This is a genomic window from Rossellomorea pakistanensis, assembly GCF_016908495.1.
Taxonomy (GTDB): Bacteria; Bacillota; Bacilli; order Bacillales; family Bacillaceae_B; genus Rossellomorea; species Rossellomorea pakistanensis.
Map to the genome: position 1 here is coordinate 481,730 of NZ_JAFBDZ010000004.1, position 23,486 is coordinate 505,215.

At 38.0% G+C, this 23,486-nt stretch carries 23 protein-coding genes; 5 read left to right on the forward strand and 18 right to left on the reverse strand.

The features are described 5' to 3' along the window. Positions 1–104 precede the first annotated feature (104 nt). The 6 genes from JOC86_RS19870 to JOC86_RS19895 form a co-directional block, all read right to left on the reverse strand. Positions 105–1,502 carry a family 1 glycosylhydrolase gene (locus JOC86_RS19870; RefSeq protein WP_205174735.1) on the reverse strand — a complete coding sequence of 466 codons (1,398 nt, stop codon included), beginning with the start codon at positions 1,500–1,502 and terminating at the stop codon, positions 105–107. 120 nt (positions 1,503–1,622) lie between these two features. Continuing rightward, positions 1,623–2,924, reverse strand: a complete 1,302-nt coding sequence (gene celB / locus JOC86_RS19875) for a PTS cellobiose transporter subunit IIC (protein ID WP_205174666.1) — start codon at positions 2,922–2,924, stop codon at positions 1,623–1,625. Positions 2,925–2,945: 21 nt separating this feature from the next. Then, positions 2,946–3,278, reverse strand: a complete 333-nt coding sequence (locus JOC86_RS19880; RefSeq protein WP_205174667.1) for a PTS sugar transporter subunit IIA — start codon at positions 3,276–3,278, stop codon at positions 2,946–2,948. After that, positions 3,278–3,589: a PTS sugar transporter subunit IIB gene (locus JOC86_RS19885; RefSeq protein WP_205174668.1), complete on the reverse strand. Its 312-nt coding sequence runs from the start codon at positions 3,587–3,589 to the stop codon at positions 3,278–3,280. The genes JOC86_RS19880 and JOC86_RS19885 overlap by 1 nt, the downstream gene beginning before the upstream one ends. A gap of 318 nt (positions 3,590–3,907) precedes the next feature. After that, on the reverse strand, positions 3,908–5,329 hold the full coding sequence (gene rlmD, locus JOC86_RS19890; RefSeq protein WP_205174669.1) for a 23S rRNA (uracil(1939)-C(5))-methyltransferase RlmD: 1,422 nt from the start codon (positions 5,327–5,329) through the stop codon (positions 3,908–3,910). Positions 5,330–5,343: 14 nt separating this feature from the next. Next, positions 5,344–6,207, reverse strand: a complete 864-nt coding sequence (locus tag JOC86_RS19895) for a DNA-3-methyladenine glycosylase family protein (RefSeq protein WP_205174670.1) — start codon at positions 6,205–6,207, stop codon at positions 5,344–5,346. 277 nt (positions 6,208–6,484) lie between these two features. Between JOC86_RS19895 and JOC86_RS19900 the strand changes: the two genes are divergently transcribed. Together JOC86_RS19900 and JOC86_RS19905 are read left to right on the forward strand one after the other, a co-directional pair. Continuing rightward, the gene (locus tag JOC86_RS19900) at positions 6,485–7,039 is read left to right on the forward strand and encodes a glycine/sarcosine/betaine reductase selenoprotein B family protein (RefSeq protein ID WP_205174671.1); all 555 of its coding nucleotides are present in this window, start codon (positions 6,485–6,487) and stop codon (positions 7,037–7,039) included. Positions 7,040–7,057: 18 nt separating this feature from the next. Continuing rightward, on the forward strand, positions 7,058–7,303 hold the full coding sequence (locus JOC86_RS19905) for a hypothetical protein (protein ID WP_205174672.1): 246 nt from the start codon (positions 7,058–7,060) through the stop codon (positions 7,301–7,303). 72 nt (positions 7,304–7,375) lie between these two features. On the opposite strand, the gene JOC86_RS19910 is transcribed toward JOC86_RS19905, so the two are convergent. Further along, entirely contained in the window at positions 7,376–9,097 is a 1,722-nt protein-coding gene (locus JOC86_RS19910; protein ID WP_205174673.1) for a metallophosphoesterase, read from the reverse strand. Between the two features lie 306 nt (positions 9,098–9,403). After that, positions 9,404–9,850, reverse strand: a complete 447-nt coding sequence (locus tag JOC86_RS19915) for a GNAT family N-acetyltransferase (RefSeq protein WP_205174674.1) — start codon at positions 9,848–9,850, stop codon at positions 9,404–9,406. A 104-nt stretch (positions 9,851–9,954) separates the two neighbouring features. Here JOC86_RS19915 and pdxR point away from each other — a divergent pair, with 104 nt between their 5' ends. Next, the gene (gene pdxR / locus JOC86_RS19920) at positions 9,955–11,358 is read left to right on the forward strand and encodes a MocR-like pyridoxine biosynthesis transcription factor PdxR (protein ID WP_205174675.1); all 1,404 of its coding nucleotides are present in this window, start codon (positions 9,955–9,957) and stop codon (positions 11,356–11,358) included. A gap of 52 nt (positions 11,359–11,410) precedes the next feature. Here pdxR and JOC86_RS19925 read toward each other — a convergent pair whose 3' ends face one another. Next, entirely contained in the window at positions 11,411–11,728 is a 318-nt protein-coding gene (locus JOC86_RS19925; protein WP_205174676.1) for a hypothetical protein, read from the reverse strand. Between the two features lie 19 nt (positions 11,729–11,747). After that, the gene (locus JOC86_RS19930) at positions 11,748–11,936 is read right to left on the reverse strand and encodes a helix-turn-helix transcriptional regulator (RefSeq protein ID WP_205174677.1); all 189 of its coding nucleotides are present in this window, start codon (positions 11,934–11,936) and stop codon (positions 11,748–11,750) included. Between the two features lie 181 nt (positions 11,937–12,117). On the opposite strand from JOC86_RS19930, the gene JOC86_RS19935 reads away from it, so the two are divergent. Further along, entirely contained in the window at positions 12,118–13,524 is a 1,407-nt protein-coding gene (locus JOC86_RS19935) for a vWA domain-containing protein (RefSeq protein ID WP_205174678.1), read from the forward strand. 674 nt (positions 13,525–14,198) lie between these two features. Here the strand turns inward: JOC86_RS19935 and JOC86_RS19940 are convergent. The 6 genes from JOC86_RS19940 to JOC86_RS19965 all read right to left on the reverse strand — a co-directional run bounded on the left by JOC86_RS19940 (position 14,199) and on the right by JOC86_RS19965 (position 18,615). Beyond that, a complete protein-coding gene (locus JOC86_RS19940; RefSeq protein WP_205174679.1) occupies positions 14,199–14,471 on the reverse strand; it encodes a hypothetical protein in 273 nt (90 codons plus the stop codon). A 116-nt stretch (positions 14,472–14,587) separates the two neighbouring features. Then, positions 14,588–15,130 (reverse strand): CBO0543 family protein, encoded by a 543-nt coding sequence (locus tag JOC86_RS19945; RefSeq protein WP_205174680.1) that lies wholly within the window; start codon positions 15,128–15,130, stop codon positions 14,588–14,590. 100 nt (positions 15,131–15,230) lie between these two features. Beyond that, positions 15,231–16,043: a delta-lactam-biosynthetic de-N-acetylase gene (gene pdaA / locus JOC86_RS19950; protein ID WP_205174681.1), complete on the reverse strand. Its 813-nt coding sequence runs from the start codon at positions 16,041–16,043 to the stop codon at positions 15,231–15,233. 109 nt (positions 16,044–16,152) lie between these two features. Next, the gene (locus JOC86_RS19955; protein ID WP_205174736.1) at positions 16,153–17,703 is read right to left on the reverse strand and encodes a fumarate hydratase; all 1,551 of its coding nucleotides are present in this window, start codon (positions 17,701–17,703) and stop codon (positions 16,153–16,155) included. A 96-nt stretch (positions 17,704–17,799) separates the two neighbouring features. Next, positions 17,800–18,243, reverse strand: a complete 444-nt coding sequence (locus JOC86_RS19960) for a GNAT family N-acetyltransferase (RefSeq protein ID WP_205174682.1) — start codon at positions 18,241–18,243, stop codon at positions 17,800–17,802. A gap of 189 nt (positions 18,244–18,432) precedes the next feature. After that, complete coding sequence (locus JOC86_RS19965) at positions 18,433–18,615, reverse strand: SE1561 family protein (protein ID WP_205174683.1); 183 nt, start codon at positions 18,613–18,615, stop codon at positions 18,433–18,435. A gap of 113 nt (positions 18,616–18,728) precedes the next feature. Between JOC86_RS19965 and yfkAB the strand changes: the two genes are divergently transcribed. Beyond that, on the forward strand, positions 18,729–19,859 hold the full coding sequence (yfkAB, locus tag JOC86_RS19970; protein WP_205174684.1) for a radical SAM/CxCxxxxC motif protein YfkAB: 1,131 nt from the start codon (positions 18,729–18,731) through the stop codon (positions 19,857–19,859). A gap of 466 nt (positions 19,860–20,325) precedes the next feature. Here yfkAB and JOC86_RS19975 read toward each other — a convergent pair whose 3' ends face one another. Continuing rightward, a complete protein-coding gene (locus JOC86_RS19975; protein WP_205174685.1) occupies positions 20,326–21,552 on the reverse strand; it encodes an aspartate kinase in 1,227 nt (408 codons plus the stop codon). 46 nt (positions 21,553–21,598) lie between these two features. Beyond that, positions 21,599–23,419 carry an IucA/IucC family protein gene (locus tag JOC86_RS19980; protein ID WP_205174686.1) on the reverse strand — a complete coding sequence of 607 codons (1,821 nt, stop codon included), beginning with the start codon at positions 23,417–23,419 and terminating at the stop codon, positions 21,599–21,601. Positions 23,420–23,486: the final 67 nt, after the last annotated feature.

Genomic DNA, 23,486 nt, shown 5'->3' on the forward strand with positions numbered 1-23,486 from the left:
GGATAAAACAGCCACTATTAAATTACAGTTTTCTATAAAAATAAGGGCTTACTAAGTTCTCCCCTCTCACAAAAAAACAGATGGTCATAATGACCACCTTTTCCTTAAAAACCATTTTTCTCTGAAACCGTTTTAAACCATTGACCACTCTTTTTAATCGTTCTTTCTCCATCTTTATCAAGGTTAACAGAAACAAATCCGTAACGGTTTTTATAGGCGTTCGACCAAGACCAGTTATCCATGAATGTCCATAAGTGATATCCCTTTACATTAGACCCTTCTTGAATAGCTTTATGAACCCATTTTAAATGTTCTTGAATAAACTCAATACGATAATCGTCTTGAATAATTCCATTTTCGTCTCTATACTTTTCTTCTCCTTCAACACCCATACCATTTTCAGAAATAAAGCATTCAATATTTCCGTAGTTTTCTTTTAAATTAATAAGAATGTCGTATATGCCTTTTTCATAAATCTCCCAGCCTCTATGAGGATTCATTTTACGACCAGGCATCACATAGTTATCAAAGTAGCGTTCTGGTAAGAATGGAGCTTCCGGGTTTGGGAGATTCTCTTTTGCCTTTACACGTCTAGGCTGATAGTAGTTTACCCCTAGTAATTCCACCGTATGATTCTTAATTATATCTAAATCCCCATTTTCATACTCAGGCATAAAGCCTTCTTCTTTTAAAATTCCGATAAGTTCTTCTGGAAACTCCCCTTTAACAGATGGATCTAAAAAAGATCGGTTAAAAATTGCATCCGCGATTACCGATGCTTTTAGATCTGCAGGGTGCTGACTACGCGGGTAAGAGGGTGTTAAATTCAGGATAATTCCAACCTTACCATCCTGCCCCATTTCCTTAAAAGCTTTTATTGCTTTCGCACTTGAAAGGATTGTATTAAAGGCAACTTGAACAGCTTTCCTAAAATCAACTTCATTTGGATAATGAAAATCGTATAAGTAACCACCCTCTACAGGTACAATTGGTTCGTTATGCGTAAACCACTTTTTCACACGGTCTCCAAACAATTCAAAACAAGCGCGAGCATAGTTTTCATATGCTTCTACTACTTCCCTATTTGTCCAACCACCGATTTTTTGAAGTTCGTAGGGCATATCGAAATGAAAAAGATTAACGAATGGTTCAATGTCATTTGCAATTAGTTCATTAATAACATTATTATAAAACTCAACTGCCTTCGTATTAACCTCTCCAGTGCCATTTGGGATTAATCTAGCCCAAGAAATTGACATACGGAAGGAATTATGCCCAATTTCTTTCATTAATTTAATGTCTTCTTTGTATTTATAATAAAATTGAGATGTTTTTTCCGGTCCAACATCATGAAAGAAACGGTTTGGTTCTATTTCATACCAGTGATCCCAAATGTTCTTTCCTTTTCCATCAACACTTGCCGCACCTTCTGTTTGCGTTGCGGATGCGGAAGATCCCCACCAAAATCCTTCTGGAAAAATATACTCTGTCTTGTTTGTTATAGTAGTCAATTTTCATTACTCCTTTACTTCTTTTCCTATCTTTTTTATAAACAGGTCGGTAGATTAAGCGAAAAGGGGAAGAATACACGATTCTTTCCCTACTATTTATCATGATAGAATTTACGATATTTTTTGATTTGCCTCTGCTTCTATTTCTTTTGCAACATTGACACGGTCCGCGGCTTTTAAAAATGGGAACCAAATGACAAATACGATTGCAAGGTTAACAAGCTGCATAACTCCACCCATAATAGAGTTTGTCGCCATTATTCCATTGATAAAGATTGGTACAGTCCACGGAACCGCAACCCCTGTTGGAGGTGGAACAATACCAGCAGACATTGCTAAATAGGTTACTAGAGTAACAACCATTGGCGCCAAGATCCAAGGGACAATAATAATAGGATTCATAACAATCGGTAATCCAAAAATAATCGGTTCGTTTACATTGAAAATACCAGGGGCAAGGCCCAATTTCCCAACTTGTTTCATTTGCCTGCTCTTCATAAATAGTAAAAGTCCGATGATTACGGCAAGCGTCATACCAGTACCACCCATACCAACGGTAAAAATCTCGATAAAGGGTTTCGAGATGATATGGGGAACCTTTTCCCCTGCTGTATAGGCTTCTAAGTTTTCAATCATTAAAGTATTCCAAATCGGATCCATGATAGAATTGATAATGACCTGTCCATGCAACCCAAAGAACCACAGAATTTGAATAAAGAAAACAGCGATTAACGTAGGGATGATTCCACTACCTAAACCTACTAATGGGGCTTGAATCGCATTGTAAATAACATCGTGCATATTTGTCTCAAATACTAGAGTTACAATAACATGAATCGCTAGAAATATAGATAATGTAACAAATGCCGGAATCAATGCTGCGAAGGATTTAGCAACTGCTGGCGGAACACCCGCAGGCATTTTAATGGTAAAATCTTTTTGAATCACTTTTCGGTATATTTCTGCTGATAGAAAAGCAGTGATCATTCCTAAGAACATTCCTTTTGCACCTAGTCGATCCAGTGGTATTACCCCTGTCACCGCTTCCCCAGTCTCTGGTTGAAGAACAAATGGAGTTAGAAGCAAGAAAGATACTAAAGCAATTGCCCCTCCGAAAATGGCCTCAACATCGTAGGTTCTGGAAAGATAATAGCCTATCCCAAAAACTACAAAAATACTCATTATTCCCATTGTCGCCGATGAAGCAATGCCAAAAGTAGATTGTAAGGTCGCTATTGCAGAATCACTCATTAATTTATCTAAAAATGGTAGATTCGTTAATACAACAAAGATAGACCCAAAAATCGTAAGTGGAAAGGCAAGCATAAACGCATCACGTAAGACCTGTAAGTAACGGTTATTGTTTAATTTCCCCGCAATCGGTACAAGGTATTTACTGAATTTTTCAAACACCTTTTCCCCCCCTAAGTTCGTTTATATGTTTTTTGCTTTAAAAATCTCTACTAGTTCTTTCACAAGCTCTTTCATTGTTAACGTAGACATCAAGTGATCCTCAGAATGAATGAGAAGCAATGCGAAGTCCGTTTTTTCACCACTGGATTCTTTCTGTACCATCTGAAAATGGATATCGTGAGCAATACTTAAGTCTTGTTCTGCTTGAGAAAGTAAATGATCGGACTCATCTACATTTCCTTCACGATACTCGCGTAAGGACTGAATAATTTTGCTACGAGCATTTCCGCTATGAAGAATTAATTGAAAACTTACTTGTTCAGCGGATAAATTTTCGATTTTTACTTTTTCCATTATTTATCACCTATCAGACTTAGAGCTTGTTCATACGCTTTCTTCCCATCAGCCATTCCATAAGCCATCATGTCAATAACATCTACTTTGATATGATATTTATCTGCTTCTTTCTGTAATTCGCCTTTTAAGAAGCTCATTTGAGGTCCGATCAACACAACATCTGCATTTTCCATTTCTAGTTTTGCTTTATCTTGTCCAACTGCCCAAATTTTCACCTCGTCTCCTATCGACTTTGCATGCTCTTCCATTTTAGTAACTAAAAGACTAGTAGACATTCCAGAACTACAAGCTAATAAAATTCTATTCATATGTAATCAATCTCCTTTTTATAAAATTATAGGTAAGCGCTTCCTGAAAACGTTTTATAATTAAATTATAAACATTTAATTTTAAATGTCTATACTTTTAATAATAAAAATATATATAATATTAAAAATATCTATATTTTCATTCGATACCTACTAAATTTTCCACTTTATATTTCCTTCCAATAATTATTTACAGTTACGTTCACTATAAACATCACCTTACGTAAGGTGATTTAAGAGTTTATTTGTCATCCATTTCTAAATAAGGTTGAAAATTTATATAATATGAATATCAAAAAGGCAACCTCCCCAAAAGGGTTAGCTGCCTTTACTTTCTTTTATAACCAATTTAGTAACTACTTCTACATGCGCCGTCTGCGGAAACATATCCACAGGCTGCAAATACTTCACATCATAAACGCCTTTCAAATAATCAATATCCTTAGCCAAAGTAGACGGATTACATGACACATACACAACCCGCTTCGGCTTCACTTTCTTAATTGTATCAAGCAATGCTTGATCTAAACCAGTACGTGGAGGATCTACAACCATTACTTCTGGATTCCAGCCTTCCTTCTGCCATTTTGGCATCAGCTTTTCGGCTGCACCGACAAAGTACTCGGCATGATCCACTCCAAATTTCTTGGCGTTCTTTTTGGCATCGTCAATTCCTTCTTTGATGATGTCCATGCCTCGGATTTCAGCAGCACCGTCTGCTAACCACAATCCAATAGTACCGACACCACAGTAGGCGTCAACTAATTTTTCGGTACCCGTTAAGCCTGCCGCTTTTTTCGCTTCATTGTAAAGCTTTACCGTTTGAATCGGATTCAACTGGAAAAACGCGCGTGCTGATAATTCATAGGAGAAATCCTCGAGTCTTTCTTCAATCGATTCTTTGCCAGATAAGTGGATTGTTTCCTCTCCAAATATAAGCGATGTTTTCTTTGGGTTGATGTTTTGTGCAATGGAAACCACTTGTGGCAGACGTTTCTTGATTTCTTCTATCAGTAAGCTTTTTCTTGGGATGTCTTTTTTGGTTGTCACGAGTACGACTTGGACTTCCCCTGTTTCAAAGCCAACACGGGTCACGATGTTTTTGATGAGTCCCTTGTTGGTTTTTTTATCAAATGTTGGGATGTTGAAGTCATTTAGGATTCGTTTGACTTCGGTTGTGACTTTATTGGTTTCTGGGTGCTGTACCATGCATTCGTCAATGTCGATGATTTTATGGCTATTTAGGCCAAATAGACCAGCAATTGTTCTTCCATCTTTCTCACCGACTTGGAATTGACTTTTGTTTCGGTAGTTTTCAGGGTGTTCCATTCCAATTGTCGGGGGGATATCGAGCTTGTTGATGTCAAGCTTTGTATAACGTTCAAGTGCTTGGATAAGAATGTCTCGTTTCGCTTCAAGCTGGCCCTCATATGTCATATGCTGAAGCTGGCAGCCGCCACAGAGTTCATAGACTGAGCATGGCGCTTTTATGCGCTCCGCTGATTTTTTGCGGATTTTTTTGATTTTAGCTTCTGCGAATTTAGGATGCACCTTTGTGGCTTCCACGACAACCTCTTCTCCTGGAAGAGCTCCTGGTACGAAGACGACAGTCTTTTTAAAATAGCCGACACCTTCCCCATTGATTCCAATTCGTTTGATGGTTAACGGGAATTGCTGTTTTAGTGCAATATGGGCATTTCTTTGCTTTGTTGATCTATGTTGATAGGCTTGTTTTTTCATTCCGTCACTTCCTGTTATTCAATACTTCTCCATAAATATAAGGAGGCATAGCTTAAGTAAGGGTGCCATGAAAAGCTCCATTTTTCAAGCTCCTCGATTGTTGGTTTGCGATCCATTCCGTATATTTTCTTTACAGCGTTTTGAATGCCGATGTCTGCTTTTGGAAAAAGATTCGGTCGACCGAGGGCAAATAATAAAAAATTTTCTGCAGTCCAAGGTCCGATTCCTCTAATCTTGACAAGTTCTTTAATAATCTCTTCATCCGATTTTTTCGATAATTCTTCGAGATTCAATTCTCCTGATGCTACTTTTTCCGAAAACCCAATCACATATTCCGCTTTTCTCTGACTAAACTGGAGCTCCCTTAGTTCCTCAACTGGAATTTCCGCCGCTTCCTCTGGTCTCGGGTAAAACCAGACTCCCTCTTTATATCGACCATATTTCTCAACAAAACGCTTTGTAAGGGTATGGGCAAAGGAAAGATTGAGCTGCTGATGAATGATGCTCTTGATGATGGAAGCGTATGGATTGAATTCAAGTACAAGCGGTGTTCCTAGATGCTTCTCGAAAATCGGTTTAAGATCTGTCTTAAGAAAATGGACTTGAATATCTGAAAGCGCGGTATCCCACTTGAAGATATGATGGATATGCTTGCTTTGTGCTTCTCGATTACTGTTTTCACTAAAAAAGATTTTGAACTTCGGATAGTCTGTATCCCCTAATGCTTGTACCGTAATGACTTCATCCTGTTCTCCATAGTAAGGAATCTTAACCCATCTTTCCCCTTGATTGACACAATTTAATGGATCTAATGAAAGCCGTTCTAATACACGGTCAAAATTATATGGAGGATTCACCTCAAACATCATTTCGTTCATTATACTCTCTCCCCGTTCGTTGTTTCATTTCTTATTTTATAGTAGTTTGTTCATTAAAACAAAACGGTTTATTCCATTTATGGTTGTGGAGTTTTTTATAAAAAATGTTGCCTACTCATCCGTATCAAACACTTTACATTTTTACGTAGTATCAGAAGGTTTTCAAAACACTAATAGCGAATAGTAGTTGTTGATGAATGTTCATCGAATCGACATATTAAGCTGTAAAATGAGTATTGTTCCCGCATAAAATACATTAAAAATGGAGGTGGACTCTATGAAACAGGTTCCTTCTTCTACAAAGGTTGGATTTCTTAAAAGGTTCGTTTCTGGAATGGCTCGTTCGAAGGTTTCTAGTTTACTATTGGAAAAGTTCCCATGGGTATATGATCGTTTTCACATTAAAATGAGCAAAGAATGGAGCAGCGAGCTTCCATGGGCACCAGTGAAGAAACCAATAGCGGCAAGTCGTGTGGCTCTTATCACTACTGGCGGAATTATTCTAAAAAGCCAGCCCCCTTTCGACCTAAATGATTCCAATGGAGATTGCAGCTATCGAATCATCCCTGAAGATGCTCCATTAGATGAAACGGTGATCAGCCATTTATACTATGACCACAGTGATGTTAAAGTCGATCTGGAAGTGATGTTTCCGTTGAACACGCTTCATCGACTCCAACATGATGGCAAAATTGGCAGTGTAGCCCCTCGCCATTTCAGTTTTCAAGGAGGGATTACCGATCCTGAACCACTCGTCAAGGAGACGGCCCCAGAAGTAGCACGCCATCTGAAAAATGATCAAGTAGACTTAGCAATCCTTACTCCCGCATGAGGACACTGCCATCGGTCCGTGGGACTGATCGCACGTGAGATAGAGAAAAATGGAATCTCTACAATGACGGTTACACTTCTGCCAGAAACGACGAATGCACTCGGTGTACCTCGATCGATTTATTTTCCCAACAAACTCGGGAATCCAATCGGGCGTCCCAACCAAAAGGATGAGCAATATGCGGCACTCATTCAGTGTTTAAAGGCACTTGAGGAAGTAAATGTTGGGGAAATGGTGACTGGTACTACACGAAACGCGCAATAATGACATTCGGACTCAACTAAAATAGGGCGTCTGAAAAGGCGCCCTAAATTTATTTTCTTATTATTAATAGCCCTAACTACCAACTTTAAAAGTCGTTGAGGCAACAGCATCATACCCACTACCATAAAAGTAAACCAGTTTATAAGCTGCTCCCGCTTTATATCGGTCTGGATAAATGTTATTCTTGGGATCATAAGTAAATTGACAGGTTCCATCTGTTACCTTTGTATACATCCACCATATAGAAGCTTGTTCTCCCGGGTTTACATTGTCTTCATATATGCCAATCCAATCACTCTTCGGAACTCTAACATTTTCTACCTTAACTTCTACTGCATCCTTTACTCCATTTAATACGGTTTTTGATAAAGAAATCGTTACTTCTTCCACTTCACCATCAAGTGTTTTTCCTAATGCTTTTAAGGAATTATCACTTATATTTCCATATGCATCTAAGGCATTTACTTCAACTTCATAGGTCGTATTCGGCTTTAGCCCATCAATTGGCAATGTAAGCGGGTTTGGAACAGGGTCTTTGTAGAACTCTGAGAAAGCAAGAAGTTCCTTGGCTGTTTCTCCGGTGTCTGCTTTTTTCACGATTACCTTATAGTCATGAACAAGAAGATTATCTTTTGCTTGTGTCAACATAATTGCTAGACTAGAAGCTGTCGTTTGATCATGAACAATGGAAATCAGCGCATCTCTTGCAAAAAATGGGGCCTTTTTGTCCCTATCGTCTGTGTAGGTAAATTTATTCTTCTTGGCAGGATAGCTGATTTCAAATGGTTCATCTGTCCAATCATTGTTATGAATATCACGGCGTTTGATCAAGACTTTATTGTTATGTACCTCTACAATCAGAGCTTGATTAAGGAAATCAGCCCCCTCTGGTACTTCTCCTTGAACACGACCGCTATCAAGCCACAAATACGCACCTGTTGACGTTCCGATTGATGTAAAATCCTTTTGATGAATGATTCTAGGATCATCTAATGGATAGTGTGTATGACCAGAAAATGAAATCACTTGAGGATATTCTTTTAGAGTATCGTAAAATAAATCCCTATTTTTAGAGAATCCCCATTCACTTCCATAGATTGTCCCTGTTATCGGCTGGTGATGGAAAACGAATATAGGCTTTTTCGTATCATCGTCTGCTGCTTGCTTCAGTTGTTCACCTAACCATTTAATTTGCTTCACTGAAAATGTTCCTTCTGTTAATCCATCTTCAGTTCCAAGAATAATAAAATGATAGCCTTTGATTACTTTATGATAATAGATCGACTCCATCCCTGTTTTATCTAGAAAACGCTTTTGAGCGTCTTCTACTGATAACCCATTCCAATAATCATGATTTCCGATTGCGAACATGGAAACCGCTCGTGATTGCTGCTTCGCATTATAAACATACATGAACTTATCATATTCAGCTGTCACTCCATAATCCGTTAAATCCCCTACCACCACAAAAGCATCCTGCTTGGGTACCACTTGATTCAATTGCTCTAATGTAGTCTCAAGCTTATCCAAAGTTTTATTGTTACCGGAATTAATATGTACATCACTAATAACTGGGAAAACTAAATCGGGTTTATGTCCCTTTGATTTCATAACGGAAGAACTCGAAGCTGCATCCGCAGGTAAACTAGAAAGCGAGCTTAAGAATGTTAATCCTAAAGCAGCTCCAGCAACTTTAGTGGTTCCCTCTAAAAAGTCCCGGCGATTCATTCCTTTTTTATAAAGGTCATTATTTACTGATTTTTCTTCTGTGTTTTTTCGTTCTTTTTCGCTCATATTTACTACTCCCTCTCCGATGGTAGTTTTTGATATCACACTGCTTGAGTAAATTTCAGTTTCAACTCACTGTTTTTACGAATGTCCCTAATCGTCAAGAAACAATCTAATTATCTAAATCAGACAAATCAGCTATTCTAACACAGGCAAAATATTACACAATGAATATTGGGTATCTGTAAGTTCTATGTGAACAATTGTTAATTTATTGTTAAATGAGTAAAGCTAGGTACTTTTTAAGGAACCTAAAAAAAGACAAAAAAAGAGAAGCGAAAATCACTTCTCTCAGTAAAAGGGATAAAAAACTCAAGCTAAATCTTTTTTAAAAACAAAGCTTACCTTATCATAATTCATTTTCTTTTCATAAAAACGATGAGCATCAACCCGTTGTAAATTGGATGAAAGTGAAACAAGATCATAGCCATTTTCTTTTGACCAATCATGTACATAATTCAGAAGGGCTTCCCCATAGCCCTTTGAACGCTGGGCTGAATCGGTGACTAAATCACAAACCCAGATTGATCTTCCATTATACAAAGTCACCATTGGCATGAAGCCTGTAACAGCAACCACTTGATCGTGATGGTAAAGTGCTACTAGTTTATAATCCTCCTTTTGTGTGGCCTCTTTCACGAGCGCTAGAAAGTTAGGTTCATCTAAATGAGTTCTTAATTGCTTTATCACTGGAAAGGCCACTTTCCATTCCCGCTCATTCTTTAATTCCTTTATCGTCATTGTATGAATTTGATCCATCTTATCTCCTCCTTTTATTTTCATTTAAACATAAACTGGTATAATCAAAAGAATCAGATTTGACAAATTTGTTAGTACCAGAATAGAGGAGGTCGAGGTTAGGATTGTTTGAAATCACACCTACTTTAGATCATAACAGTAAAAAACCACTCTATATTCAGCTATCTGATTATATAAAAAAAGAAATAACTGCGGGAAGTATTCAATCTAAAGAAAAATTACCGTCAAAACGGAAATTATCCCAATACCTTGATGTCAGCGTCAATACCGTCCAAGCTGCCTACGATCAGTTATGTGCTGAAGGATATGTAGAAAGTAAACAACGTAAAGGATTATTTGTTACATCGATGAAAGATGATCTTTTTGCCAATCAGACCTATTCACAGGAATGGCAGACTAAAGACAAACAAGTCTATTCAGTAGCTGACATTGATTTCAATTCGGGAACAGTTGACTTAAAACATTTCCCCTATACTGCTTGGCGAAAATTAACGATGCAGTCGTTATATGAGGATCAAGGAGAGCTTCTCTATACCGGAGATCCTCAAGGTGAATTTCCTTTACGAAATGAAATAGCAAAATATCTATATGAATCTAGAGGGGTTAGATGCTCTGCTGATCAAATCGTCATTGGGGCAGGTACACAGGTATTAATGGGGTTACTCTGTTTAATCATTGGGAAGGAATCTACCTACGCCCTCGAAAATCCTGGATTCCATCGTACAAGGGCCGTTCTAGAACATCAAAGCATCAAAACGATCCCCATTCCCCTCGATGATGATGGGATTGAAATAAAGCCATTAAAGGTGAGTGACGCCAGGGTTGTTTATGTAACCCCATCCCACCAATTCCCTTATGGAATGGTCATGCCTATTGATCGCCGAATGGAGCTATTAAAATGGGCAGAACAAATAGACGGATATATTATAGAAGATGATTATGACGGTGAATATCGTTATAAAGGAAAACCGATTCCTTCGTTGCAGGGGTTAGATACTAACGGGAGGGTTATCTATTTAGGGACTTTTTCAAAATCCTTAATCCCTTCAATCCGCATCAGCTATATGGTTTTACCACCATCTCTTATCCAGAAATACCAAGACCGCTTCACCATCTATAAACAAACCGTATCCCGCCTACATCAGGATACTCTTTTTCGTTTTATGAACGAAGGGCATTGGCAAAGGCATTTAAATAAAATGAGGACTCTTTATCGAAAAAAACAAAAATCCTTGATGACTGCTATCCATCACAATTTTAGGGGTCAAGTAAACGTCATCGGTGAGAAATCCGGTCTCCATATTGTCTTAGAAATCAAAAAAAATTTGTCTGAAGAAGAGTTAATCAAAAGAGCAATAAAGGTTGGCGTAAAAGTGTATCCGATTTCGATCTATTATGAAGGAAAAAAAAAGAGTGATGACCCTAAAATCTTGTTGGGCTTTGGTGGGTTATCGGAGAAGGAAATAGAAGAAGGAATTCGGTTGTTGAAAGAGGTTTGGAGGATTTAGTTAAGTCACAAAATGAGCATGTAATAACGCTGGGATTTCTTCCATCCCAGCGTTAGGCGCTCATTTTCTTATTATTGATTGTTAAAAAAATAAAATAGCTTACAACTAAAATCATTAAATATAGTAATTCAGGATATGGAAGGGAAATAGCAGCAAGACGCTCATCCCCTAGTTTAAAGAAATCATGTAGAAAGTTTACAACTAAGAATATGAGTAAAGTAGTCCAGCTTTGTGCTACTGACTTTTGCTTAATCGTTCGTTTTCGCTCATCATCATTTGGGCCCCCGAAAAAATTCTTATTCCCCGTAAACCAACTAACTATGATGACCAAAAAGATTGGAAGTACAAAAGAAAGTACTAGTAGTTTCAAGTTCATTCCCCCTCACTTTCTATGGTATAAACAATTGATCGACACTGATTCCTAGATGTTTTGCCAAATCAAATGCCAATTGTAAACTCGGATCGTATTTGTTGTTTTCGATTGCATTTATCGTCTGTCTACTAACATTACATAATTCTGCTAATTTTCCTTGTGAGAGACTAATAGATTCGCGATATTCTTTTATTCGATTCTCCATATTTTCTTAGCACCACCGTAGGGTATGTGTAAAAAACTCTTTACACATATATGTTAAAATATTACAAGTTTCATGTCAAACAAATTTTACATACCATTTTTTATCTCCTAATGTATGGTAAACTAGTTTTTGGTTTTTATTTTCCAATACAAGTAGAGTTATAGAAATTAGGAGAAGCAAGATGAAACGGTTATCATTTATACTACTAAGCATATTGCTTGTCATTCTCTCAGCTTGTGGGAATGATTCAAAGAACGCAAACACTGATGCTTCTGAAAAAAAGAAAAAAGAGTCAAAATCAACTGAAGCAGTTGTTGGTGATCTCGATAAGATCAATCTTGAAGTTTCGCTGGATTCTTTAAAAAGTCAACCTGCTGGTACGCTAATGGAGCATCTTACATTTGAAGAAGATGTGAAAGAAGTCAATCATCAAGCTCCCGAATTAGATCCAGAGCTAAAAAAAGTGTTACCCGAAAAATTGAAAGCACTGACAGACTCAACAAAGGATTTAGAAGAGTTGAAAAAAAGCTTACTTAAACTACTTGCAAGCCCTCACTATAAAGAGGTCATTGAGAAAGCGGAGAGATATGAACCACCATTTGAAGAGCCTTATCTACCAGACCCAACCAAGTCAACAGATGGGAAGAAAACGGAATCACCTCAAAAAGCGATTATTCTACTAGATGCGAGCTCTAGTATGCTATTAAACTCAGGTGGAAGAATGAAGATGGACATTGCCAAAGATGCGGTGAAGAGCTTTGCACAAACGATCGGTCAATCAAGTGACGTTTCCTTAGTCGTCTATGGACATAAAGGATCTGAAGCTGATTCTGATAAGGAGCTCTCCTGTAAAGGGATGGAAGAGGTATACCCAATGGGCAAGTATGTGAAGGAGGATTTTCACAAAGCGGTTGACTCCTTTGAAAGTAAAGGCTGGACCCCACTAGCAGGAGCCATTCAAAAAGCTTCCGAAATGAGCAGCAACTATGACAAAGGCACAACAATTTATGTTGTAAGTGATGGAGCGGAAACTTGTGATGGCGATCCTGTTCAAGCTAGTAAACAGCTAGCTAAAAATGGGAAAAACACCGTCAATATTATTGGATTTGATGTCGACGCCAAAACAGAAAATCAACTGAAGGATGTTGCTGCAGCCGGAAATGGGAAGTATTTTAGTGCTAATAATCCAGAAGAATTGAAAAATACGATTCAGTACGAATGGCTTCCATCTACCATGGATCTTACTTGGGCCTTTACCATGGCACCTATTGGATTTGAAGTTTCAAATGAATTCAAGAATGCGGAAGAGTTTCCTCGAAAACTATGGTACATAAGCCGAAGAGAGTTATTCCGATTAGATGATGCATTTAGCATCATGAAAGAGAAAAAGATGCTTACTGACAAACAATTAGAGAAGCTTGAAAATTGGAGAATGGACCGTCATGATGAACTATTGGAGCTCAGCCGTGAAATGGAAGAAATAAATCGCAACAAAACTAAAGCTCAAGCAGATGAAATCAGTAAAAAGATCGAAGACTGGGTCGAGAAAATGAAAAAGCTGAAAGAGGAAAGAGGAGACAAATGGTAAAAAAATTACCAAATCGTTCCATTAATAGGGGGGGCAGTCTGATAAGTTAAAATTTCTACTATCAGTCGGATTATTTGATTTTAGAAATAGGATAAATAACTTTCCATTTTTAAATTGATTTCTCTCTATTTGGACAGCCCATTTTCCTACTAAACTACATGAGAAGGAATTGCGTAATCGATAATTTCAGGGAAAATTATATTAATTCTTTGTTTTTCCTTTAAAATTTATAAGATTACTCATACCAGTCCATGCTAAGGAGAATCATTATTTTCCTTGTCTCGAATGTCGAAATGCACAACTTTTTTGATTTTTATGCACGTAATCGACTAGTAAATGCACTAATCTCCAGAGAATCTATTTTTACGCACGAAAATCCAGAAGAAATGCACGAGATTTTAAATTTATGCATACGTTAGTATGTTGGGGAACAAAAAACACAGGGCTGTCCCAAAACTAAGGAGTCTGGAACCATAACTTTAGATAGAATTCTCAGGAGGATCTACTATCTAAAGTTATGGTTCCCTTTTAGACAGCCCCTCTTATGAATTTGGAACAGAATAAGGCATTAAAAACGTGTATTTAAAAGAGGAGGTTAATCCCCTAAAAATCCGTAAAAATTAAAATGACGGCTTGATTCTGAAGACCTTAAACAACGCAAACGTAAGAAGTCATCATGCTTTTTCACGTATAATGAACAACGCTGGGACTAGACAAAAAATCACCATTCCAAAGGACATGATCCCCACTGTCATGACAAGATCAGGATTAACAAAAGTCCCATATCCACCAGTAAAGCCAAAAACAAAAGCTAAAGAAGCAAATATCGCATTTGCTATAAGGAGTATTGGATAAGAGGTTTTTCGAATGGCAACTTTATTAGTAAAAACACCCAAAAAGAAAACTGCACCGTTGACTAAGAAACCTAGAGCAATAATCCAGATCATATTTACCTCCTATCTTGATCATAAGTGTTTTTTTATTTATCATAACATAATTTGGAAATAATTTAATTTAAAAATCAAAAATAAAGAATCCCCTCAATCAATGAAAAGAGCTAATTCTAAGAGTCATCTCTCCTAAACACCTTTTCTACAATCGCTCTAATAACATACGAGAGGAATATGTAAATAAAAAAGGAGTAGATCATTTTCCAATTGTATATTTTATAAATATCTAACCATCTAAAGAAAGGTTCAGCTATAAATGATGCACCTGCAGCTAAAATAACATTCGCAACCAAAAACTTTTTCCCTTTAGGAAAGTAAAAATATACTAGCATGTAGGTAACAGGTACAAGAGCATAATCAAACAAGTAGGCTTTTGATAATAATGGGGATATTTGGACAGGATACCCCCACAGCCCCAGTTCATATCCCATTCCATCTAAATTCGAGGAAATAATAATCCATATTAATCCGAGAAACAAAATCTTTGGGAGCTTTTCGCGATTTACTAACTTAATAAATACGACCCATGTCCCAATAAAAAGAACAATCAATAACCACCACTTCGGACTGAGAAAACAGTGTTCAAACCAATAACCAATATATTCATCGGTAATGTTCATAACTTCTTTATTTAATTGATCATATTGATGATTCATCGAAACATTCCTCTTACCCGTTTATTCAGCTAGGATTACCTATTTTTATGAAATTATGTAATTCAAAACCCCCTCTAAAATAAGAAGGGGTCTTTTTTATTTAGTTATTTTTATTGACTCTTTTTTGTTTTTTTCGTTGTTGTTGCTTCTCATCTGGATAATCATCCAAGCTTTTAAATTGATAACCCTTTGCTTTTAGATCTTTAATCACTTTTTCTAGAGCTTCCGCGTTATCTTTAGAAACCGTGTGTAGAAGGATGACAGCCCCTGGATGAATTTGTTTCATAATACTGTCGTAGGAATATTGCCAGCCTCTTTGTTGATTGGTTTGCCAGTCGACGAAGGCAAGTGACCACATGACATGCTTGTAGCCCTCTTCTTTTGCCAAACTTAGTGTGCGTTCACTTAATACTCCTCGAGGTGGTCGTAAATATTCCATTGTATCCTGTTCTGTTAGTTCCGCTGTTTTTTGCTTCACTTTTGCTAGTTCTTCTTTCAGCCTTTCATCGGAAACAGCCGTGAGATCAGGATGAAACCATGAATGGTTTCCGATGATATGCCCTTCTTTTACCATTTGTTTGACAAGCTTTTCTTGGCTTTCTAGATAGTGACCAGTGACGAAGAACGTAGCTGGAACCTTTTCTTGTTTAAGGACAGCAAGAATTTTCTTTGTATAACCATTTTCATAGCCATTATCGAAGGTTAAATAAAGGACCTTTTTGTCAGCACTTCCTTTATAGAAACCACCATATTTAGCTAACAGATCATCGTACACTTTTCCCGCTTCTGCTTGCTCCCCGTTTTGTGCTCGCTTCAGTCCCCACTCGATTCTTTCATTTGAGACTGCATTTGCACCGTTCATAACGGAGAAAAATATTAAAAAGGAAATTAACATTACACTATACTTTTTCATGAATTCACCCCTAATTTTGCTTTTATTTTATATTTTGTGGTTCAAGGAGTGATTCATGCCTACTAAAAAAAACCAATAGGTCTGGTTGCGACCTATTGGTTCATGGGTTTTATTTAAATACAGGATCTTTAAATTGAGATAGCTTTTCTAATGATGATTGATCAATATCTTTGTGAAGACTGTTTCCGTGAGAGTCCATTGTGACAACGGCTGTAAACCCTTCTACGCCAAGATGCCACATCGCTTCAGGGATTCCAAAGTTCATGAGGTCGACACCATCAACGGATTTGATACAGTCAGCATAGTATTGTGCAGCTCCTCCGATAGCATTTAAATAAACGCCACCATGTTCTTCAAGAGCTTTAAGTGTTTTTGGACCCATTCCGCCTTTACCGATCACGGCGCGGATTCCGAATTTTTTCATGATATCGCCTTGATATGGCTCCTCGCGAATCGAAGTCGTTGGTCCTGCTGCTTTTACATGCCAGTTACCTACATCATCTTTCAACATAACCGGTCCACAGTGATAAATGACTTGACCATTTAAATCAACTGGTGAATCGTTGTCAGATAGATATTTGTGAATCGCATCACGGCCTGTAAACATACGTCCATTAATTTGAACAACGTCTCCTACTTTAAGCTTTCTGATTTGTTCTTCTGTAATCGGTGCTTGTAGCGTGACAACATCACTTGATTCAGAAGCTACAGCAGTTTCCTTTTCAGCTTGAGATTGTTGGGATAAGTCGACAAGCTCGCCTTCTTGATATAACCATTCGTTGATTTCACCTGTTTCTGCATGAAGATGTATTCCTAGACGACGGAATGCCCAGCAGTTATAGGCAACTGAAACGAAGAAGCTTGCTGGAATACGGTTCATGACGCCCACTTTACAGCCGAGAAGTGTTGTTTCTCCTCCAAAGCCCATTGTTCCGATTCCAAGCTCATTGGCATTTTCCATTACATAGTCTTCAAGCTTTCTTAGATCTTCATTTGGATTTACATCATCAACGCTGCGGAATAGCTGTGCTTTTGCAAGGTCATATCCAGATGAACGGTCGCCGCCGATTCCTACCCCGATAAATCCAGCACTACAGCCTTGACCTTGTGCTTGGTAGACAGAATGCATAATACATTTGCGAATCCCATCAAGATCACGTCCAGCACGCCCTAAGCCTTCTAGTTCAGCAGGCAAACTGTATTGAATGTTTTTGTTTTCACAGCCGCCGCCTTTTAGAATCAGGCGAGCATCGATATAGTCTTTATCCCATTGCTCAAATTTTATAACAGGTGTTCCTGCACCAAGATTATTTCCGCTGTTTTCACCTGTTAACGAATCAACAGAATTTGGACGAAGCTTACCATCTTTTGTAGCTTGCTCCATTGCTTTATGAATCGCTTCTATAATTTGAAGCTGATTCGTGGCGATTGGTGTTTTAATTTTAAACGTTGGGAGTCCTGTATCCTGACAGATTGGAGATACTTGATCGTCAGCCATTTTGATATTATTCGAAATGGTATCAAGACTCATGGCCGCTCTTGTACCAGCATTTTCTCTTTCCTTTGCCACTTTAATCGCTCTACGAACATCCTTTGGTAGGTTCGTGGACGTTTCTACAATCAACTTGTACATACTTTCTTGAAGCTTCTCTAGATTCATGATCATTCCCCTTTCCCCTTGCCTTTTCACGTTCTATTTTTCACCGTTTATTATACTCCGATAATGTGTAGTTGGCTAGAGTTTGGTTGGAATCGTTTACAGCGTTTTTAGGAAATGGACATCTAGATGAATTTCGCGAAGCCTGTTGTAACCATTACGTTCGTAGAACTGGATCGCATCTGACCATGTTTTAGTGGTTTCGAGGATGATTTCTTTGCCATTTTTTGCTTTTATTTTCTCCTCTAAATATTCGAGCATTTGCTTGCCGATTCCTTGGTTTCTGTATTTCTTTAATACGGACATGCGTACGATTCTCCATTGATTATTTTCTAAGTAGAATGCGCCGGTTGCGATAATTTTTTTATGGAGGATCCCTGTGTAGAAATAGTGGTCTGGTTGGGTATAGGTGTCATAGATATTGTCGAGGTCTGGGTTGTAGATGGGATCGATTTTGCCAAATCTTTCTTTTAAGCCTTCGAGAATGATCTGTGTGGCTTCATCCCTGTTTTCTAAGGTTAACGGTACAATGGTCAGAGTCATTTCTTATTCCCCTTTACCATATCTATCAGAAAAGCGGAAGCGCCTTGAACAGTTCCGATAAGCATAAGGCTCGAGGAGCTAGGCGATGGAGCTGGACAAAGATAAATCTTTCTACCCTTGTACACTCTAGAATTTTTTATCTTATTTTATCTTTAGAAAAAGGCTGTCCATAAAGGAGCAGCCAGCTTCTTATTTGTTTTCTTTGAATTGCTCACATTTCATTTCAAGATCATCAATCATACCGATTAAACGGTCGATATCTTCAAGCTCAGTGTTTTCTGGATCTATAGAATCAAGGACTTCTAAAAACATATTCAGTCTTGTTTTCAAATATGATACTTGTGAGTCTCGTTCTTCGATTGCTTTACCCAAATGATTTCGCTCCTTTCAGTCTTTTTTATGGTAACGAATAAATAAGAGATTGACAAGAGTATAAAGCTTATCAATAATGAAGGACGTACTATTATTCGTGAGGAGTTTTAAAAATGAAATCCATTTCAATGAAAGCTGAACCACTCTCCATACACAACGATCCGTGGGAGGCGTATTTAGATGTGAAGGAGCATGGAAAATTAACTCTTTCAAATGTAGAGTTCACGACAACCACTCTCTGTAATATGAGATGCGAGCATTGTGCGGTTGGATACACGCTGACCCCTAAGGATCCGAATGCCCTTGACCTCTCTCTCATCCTAGAAAGACTTAATGAAATTCCACATCTACGCTCTCTTAGTATTACCGGAGGAGAGCCTATGCTTTCAAAAAAATCTGTAGAAAATTATGTTCTACCGTTACTAAAATACGCTCATGAACGTGGAGTAAAAACTCAGATTAATTCCAACTTAACACTAGATTTAGATCGATACTTAATGATTGCCCCCTATTTAGATGTTCTACACATTTCACATAACTGGGGGACCATTGATGACTTTATAGATGGCGGCTTTGCGATGATGGAACGAAAACCGACTCGAGAGCAGCGAGCAAGGCTATTTGAGCGAATGATTGTAAATAGCCGCGAGCTTGGTAAGCATGGTGTATTAGTGTCTGCTGAGACCATGCTCAACAAACGGACTCTTCCCCATATTGAACATATTCATAAGCAAATTGTCGAAGAAATGAATTGTGGAAGACACGAGATTCATCCTATGTACCCATCCGATTTCGCTTCTGGATTGGAAACATTGAGTCTAGATGAAACCCGTGCAGCGATTCATAAGCTTCTGGATATTCGTGATGAAAAAGTGTGGATGCTGTTTGGTACGCTTCCTTTCTATCCATGTAATACTGAGCAGGAAGATCAAGAGCTTCTGAGTCGTTTGTATTCTTCACGGAAAGTTTCTGTTCGAAATGATCCAGATGGAAGATCTCGTTTGAATGTGAATATTTTTTCTGGAGATGTCATCGTAACAGACTTTGGTGACACACCTGCACTTGGAAATATTGTGACGGACTCACTTCCATCCGTATATGAGAAATGGATGGAGACCGATCTTGCAAAGAAATTGAATTGCCATTGTCCTGCAGCAGAGTGCTTGGGGCCAAATGTATTAGTGAAATCAATGTATTATCAGGATGTTGATTTTTCTAAGCGGAGAGCGGTTGTGACGAGATAGGTCCGGGGGGCTGGGTGCCTGGCACCACCCGGATTTTGTTGAAGGTTGTCGAGAAATCGATAAACACCTCAAAGTTGAGAATAAAATCGGTAAAGTTGAGTACAATTTTTATAAGTTGAGAATAAATTATTCCACTATTTGTTCTTTAATAAGCGTCATTTAATTACTCTTATGAGTAAAACAAACTCCGTTCCATGATATAAATTTAAAAAAAGCAAGGATAGACTTAATTATTTTTCCATTTTCGACGATAATTTGTCCGTTATAGTGATTTATTTGTCCATAATGACCATTAATTTGTCCATAATCAAAATATATTGACCAATCGACTAAAATCGACATTTTCCCGCAGACCTTTGTCGATATTCTATGGGTGGATCCGATTTTAAAAGCGTTCACCAAATTAAATGATATCTTCCCTCTTTTTGCAGGAAGATATCATTTTTATATTATTGATGGTTAGCTTTTATAAAACAGCTTGCTCCATAACAACATAATCCAATCCGAACCCAGTATGCAACTTCTCCGCAGCATTATGTACTTGGCTCTTCTGAACGACAGCTGTTACACTTATAGATGATTTACCTACCATCTTTACCCTGATTTTGTTCTTCAATAAGATTTTACACATTTCCACTTTAATGTCCGGATGGGATTTAATATTCCGCCCGATTACGGACACCTTTGAGAGACCGCTTTTTTGTTCTATATGTGAAAATAATCTTTTTATTTTCATTTCATTTAAAATCGATAATACTTCTTGAACATCTTGTTCTTTTAACAATAACGTTAAAGTGCATTCGTAGGGTTGCTTATAAATATCTGCTTGAATGTGATGAGCAGCAAGCTTTTGCAATAATGCTGTTCGTAAGGATTTACCGTCTTCAAATCCAGAAACATCTACTCTTTGAACATTCTCTTCAAACGTTACACCGATTACTGGTGTTCCTCCGTTTTCTTGAGACTGTCCATATACGAGCGTTCCCTTCCCTTTCTCGAAGCTAGATTTTATAAATATCGGAACTTGATGTACTCTAGCATGCTTTATCGCTCTTGGATGTAATACACCAGCTCCCATTGTCGCTAAACTTAGCATATCTTCATAAGAAAGGGACGCAATTTTCGATGCTCGTGGAACAAACCTCGGATCAGAGGTATATACTCCTTGAACATCTGTATAAATATCACATCGTTCTGCTTTCAACGCAGCTGCAAGAGCTGTAGCAGTAGTATCGGAGCCTCCTCTGCCTAATGTGGAGATATCCCCGTCACTCGTTACTCCTTGGAAGCCGGCTACCACAACCACCTTCCCTTTCGCTAATTCATTCTTGATTCGACTTGTATCAATTGCTTCAATATGAGCATTTCCAAGTACTGAATCCGTCTGAATTCCAGCCTGTCTCCCTGTGAAGGAGATGGCTTCTATTCCTTCCTGCTGAAGGGCCATGGTAAGGAGAGAGATTGATACCTGCTCTCCTGTTGATAAAAGCATATCCATTTCCCTTTTCCTAGGTTTGGTTGAAATTTCCCTTGCTAATTGAACCAATGTGTCCGTGGTTTTCCCCATTGCAGAAACGACGACGACTACATCATGACCCTTCTTTGTTTCCAGTATGACCTTTTTCGCCATTAGCTTAATTCGTTCGGTAGACCCTAAAGAAGTTCCACCGAATTTTTGAACAATTGTACTCAATGATGATCCTTCTTTCTTTTGGTAGATTGAGGATTAGATTTTTTGATTAAATCGAACCGACAGTCCTTTTTTCTTGGAATAAGGACAAGGCATTTGTTACCTTTCCGAACTCAGAAGCATGGGGGCGATCATCGTCATCAGAGTAACCATAGTCTACCATTCGATTCCGATTTAAACATAATTTTGTTAGTTCAGGTTTGAAGAAGTCAAAGAGCTCATACCGTTCTTGCAGATGTGGGAATCGTTCCTGATAGTTAACAATGGAATCAGCAAGCAAGCCCCAGAACGTTTCTTCCGATATCATTTGGTTGTTCACCAATAGGTTACTAAGATAACGTAGATGACAGATAAAGAGACCTGTAAAAATAAATTGAGTAAGACCTTCTGGCGGCTCTGTTCTAAGTACCGCTTTAAACTCTTTTGATAACCCTTTTAATTCCGGGAAATCTTGATCTGTTATATTGACATCATCCACAAAATCTTTAATGGCAAGACGATGAGGCTTTGCGTCTTTTAACACGACAATCGTGTTTTGGCCATGTGGTGAAAACACCGTTCCATATTGATAGAGATAATGAAGAAGGGGATCCATTATGACCTTAAAAAACTGTTGCAGCCACTCTTCTGCTTCAAGCCCAGATTCCTCTATTAAGCTTGCGATATAAGGCTTATTTTCATGATCTTCATACAATAAGGCAGCTAAAGTAATAGCTTGTTCTCCATCTTCAAGATACGTATAGATACTTTCTCTCCAAATCGTCCCAAGCATCTCCAAGTATTGATAAGGTGCTTGCTTTAATTTTGTATAATAACGATGATCCACATTGATACTCGCATTTTCACCAGGAAGGATCACTTGACATTCATTTTTTAAGAATGGATCCCTTTCCCCGATTCCTTTGATGAATTCTGTCACCATTGGTGCTATCAATGTCCTTTCTGAAGGCAAGCCTCTATAAACAAGAGTGTTCAAGATGCTCATTGGAAGCTTGACATGGAACTTCTTCTTATTTGTCTGGTTCACGAAAGTCCGAATCGATTGTTGAGGAAGATAACGATCTTCTCCTTCCCCTAAAGGGATGATTTGCCCCTTAGCGATATCCTCTGGGAAATTCTGAATCAGGGTATTCTTCCATTGCCATTCATGTACAGGCAAGAAATAATAATGAGATGGATCCTCCCCCTTTTCTTTTACTTTCTGTTCAAATCGGCTTCGATCCGTTTCACTTAACTCATTGGAGATTAAATTTCGATAGCTTAAGCCCTCAACTGATTGAAACGATGCAATCTCTTTATGGACAGCAACCCAATAGAGCTTCACTTCTTTTTGTTGCTCCGGTGCATAGGCAAGATAATCATCATAGCCGAACCCGATTCTTCCTTTGTTATACGTAATCCAAGGATGACCCGTCATATACCCTTCAAGAAGTGCATAGTCTTCATGTATCAGTTCATCTGATGATTTCGATTCTTTTTCTAAAAGATGAGCATCGGCAATTAATGTACTATTCATTTCTTTAATTAAGTGTCCCGCTGTCTCTGATGACATCCCGATGACTTCTTGTAAATCCACTAATAATTCAATCGCACTATCTGCTTCTTTCCTCTCCCCATTCTCAACAATGTAAACCGTTGTCCATTTCACATCAAAACTATCAAAGAAACGTCTTTGAGCAATATAGTGATAATGTTTCGATTCAGCTACCTGTAATGCGTATTCAATATTCTCCCCTTCTTCTGAGAGAATGTTAGGATTGATCATATCCTCATACATATACTCAGCTAGCATTTTTCCTATCAACTTTTTATTCACTTTCTTCCAATGATCACTCTTAAAAACACGTTGAATTTCACTACTAAATAACATCTAATCCCTTCTTTCTGTTTGTCTTAGGCTGTTTTCGTAAACATTATTGTTAGTTGAAAAGGGTTGG

What these genes read in the sequence shown, in the direction of transcription:
- pdaA (WP_205174681.1), bottom strand. Translation starts at nt 16,043, where the DNA reads ATGAAAAAGTATAGTGTAATGTTAATTTCCTTTTTAATATTTTTCTCC.
- JOC86_RS19940 (WP_205174679.1), bottom strand. Translation starts at nt 14,471, where the DNA reads ATGATCTGGATTATTGCTCTAGGTTTCTTAGTCAACGGTGCAGTTTTC.
- JOC86_RS19895 (WP_205174670.1), bottom strand. Translation starts at nt 6,207, where the DNA reads ATGAACGAAATGATGTTTGAGGTGAATCCTCCATATAATTTTGACCGT.
- yfkAB (WP_205174684.1), top strand. Translation starts at nt 18,729, where the DNA reads ATGAAATCCATTTCAATGAAAGCTGAACCACTCTCCATACACAACGAT.
- JOC86_RS19945 (WP_205174680.1), bottom strand. Translation starts at nt 15,130, where the DNA reads ATGAATCATCAATATGATCAATTAAATAAAGAAGTTATGAACATTACC.
- rlmD (WP_205174669.1), bottom strand. Translation starts at nt 5,329, where the DNA reads ATGAAAAAACAAGCCTATCAACATAGATCAACAAAGCAAAGAAATGCC.
- JOC86_RS19885 (WP_205174668.1), bottom strand. Translation starts at nt 3,589, where the DNA reads ATGAATAGAATTTTATTAGCTTGTAGTTCTGGAATGTCTACTAGTCTT.
- JOC86_RS19880 (WP_205174667.1), bottom strand. Translation starts at nt 3,278, where the DNA reads ATGGAAAAAGTAAAAATCGAAAATTTATCCGCTGAACAAGTAAGTTTT.
- JOC86_RS19980 (WP_205174686.1), bottom strand. Translation starts at nt 23,419, where the DNA reads ATGTTATTTAGTAGTGAAATTCAACGTGTTTTTAAGAGTGATCATTGG.
- JOC86_RS19915 (WP_205174674.1), bottom strand. Translation starts at nt 9,850, where the DNA reads ATGGATCAAATTCATACAATGACGATAAAGGAATTAAAGAATGAGCGG.
- JOC86_RS19910 (WP_205174673.1), bottom strand. Translation starts at nt 9,097, where the DNA reads ATGAGCGAAAAAGAACGAAAAAACACAGAAGAAAAATCAGTAAATAAT.
- JOC86_RS19935 (WP_205174678.1), top strand. Translation starts at nt 12,118, where the DNA reads ATGAAACGGTTATCATTTATACTACTAAGCATATTGCTTGTCATTCTC.
- JOC86_RS19955 (WP_205174736.1), bottom strand. Translation starts at nt 17,703, where the DNA reads ATGAATCTAGAGAAGCTTCAAGAAAGTATGTACAAGTTGATTGTAGAA.
- JOC86_RS19930 (WP_205174677.1), bottom strand. Translation starts at nt 11,936, where the DNA reads ATGGAGAATCGAATAAAAGAATATCGCGAATCTATTAGTCTCTCACAA.
- JOC86_RS19900 (WP_205174671.1), top strand. Translation starts at nt 6,485, where the DNA reads ATGAAACAGGTTCCTTCTTCTACAAAGGTTGGATTTCTTAAAAGGTTC.
- JOC86_RS19960 (WP_205174682.1), bottom strand. Translation starts at nt 18,243, where the DNA reads ATGACTCTGACCATTGTACCGTTAACCTTAGAAAACAGGGATGAAGCC.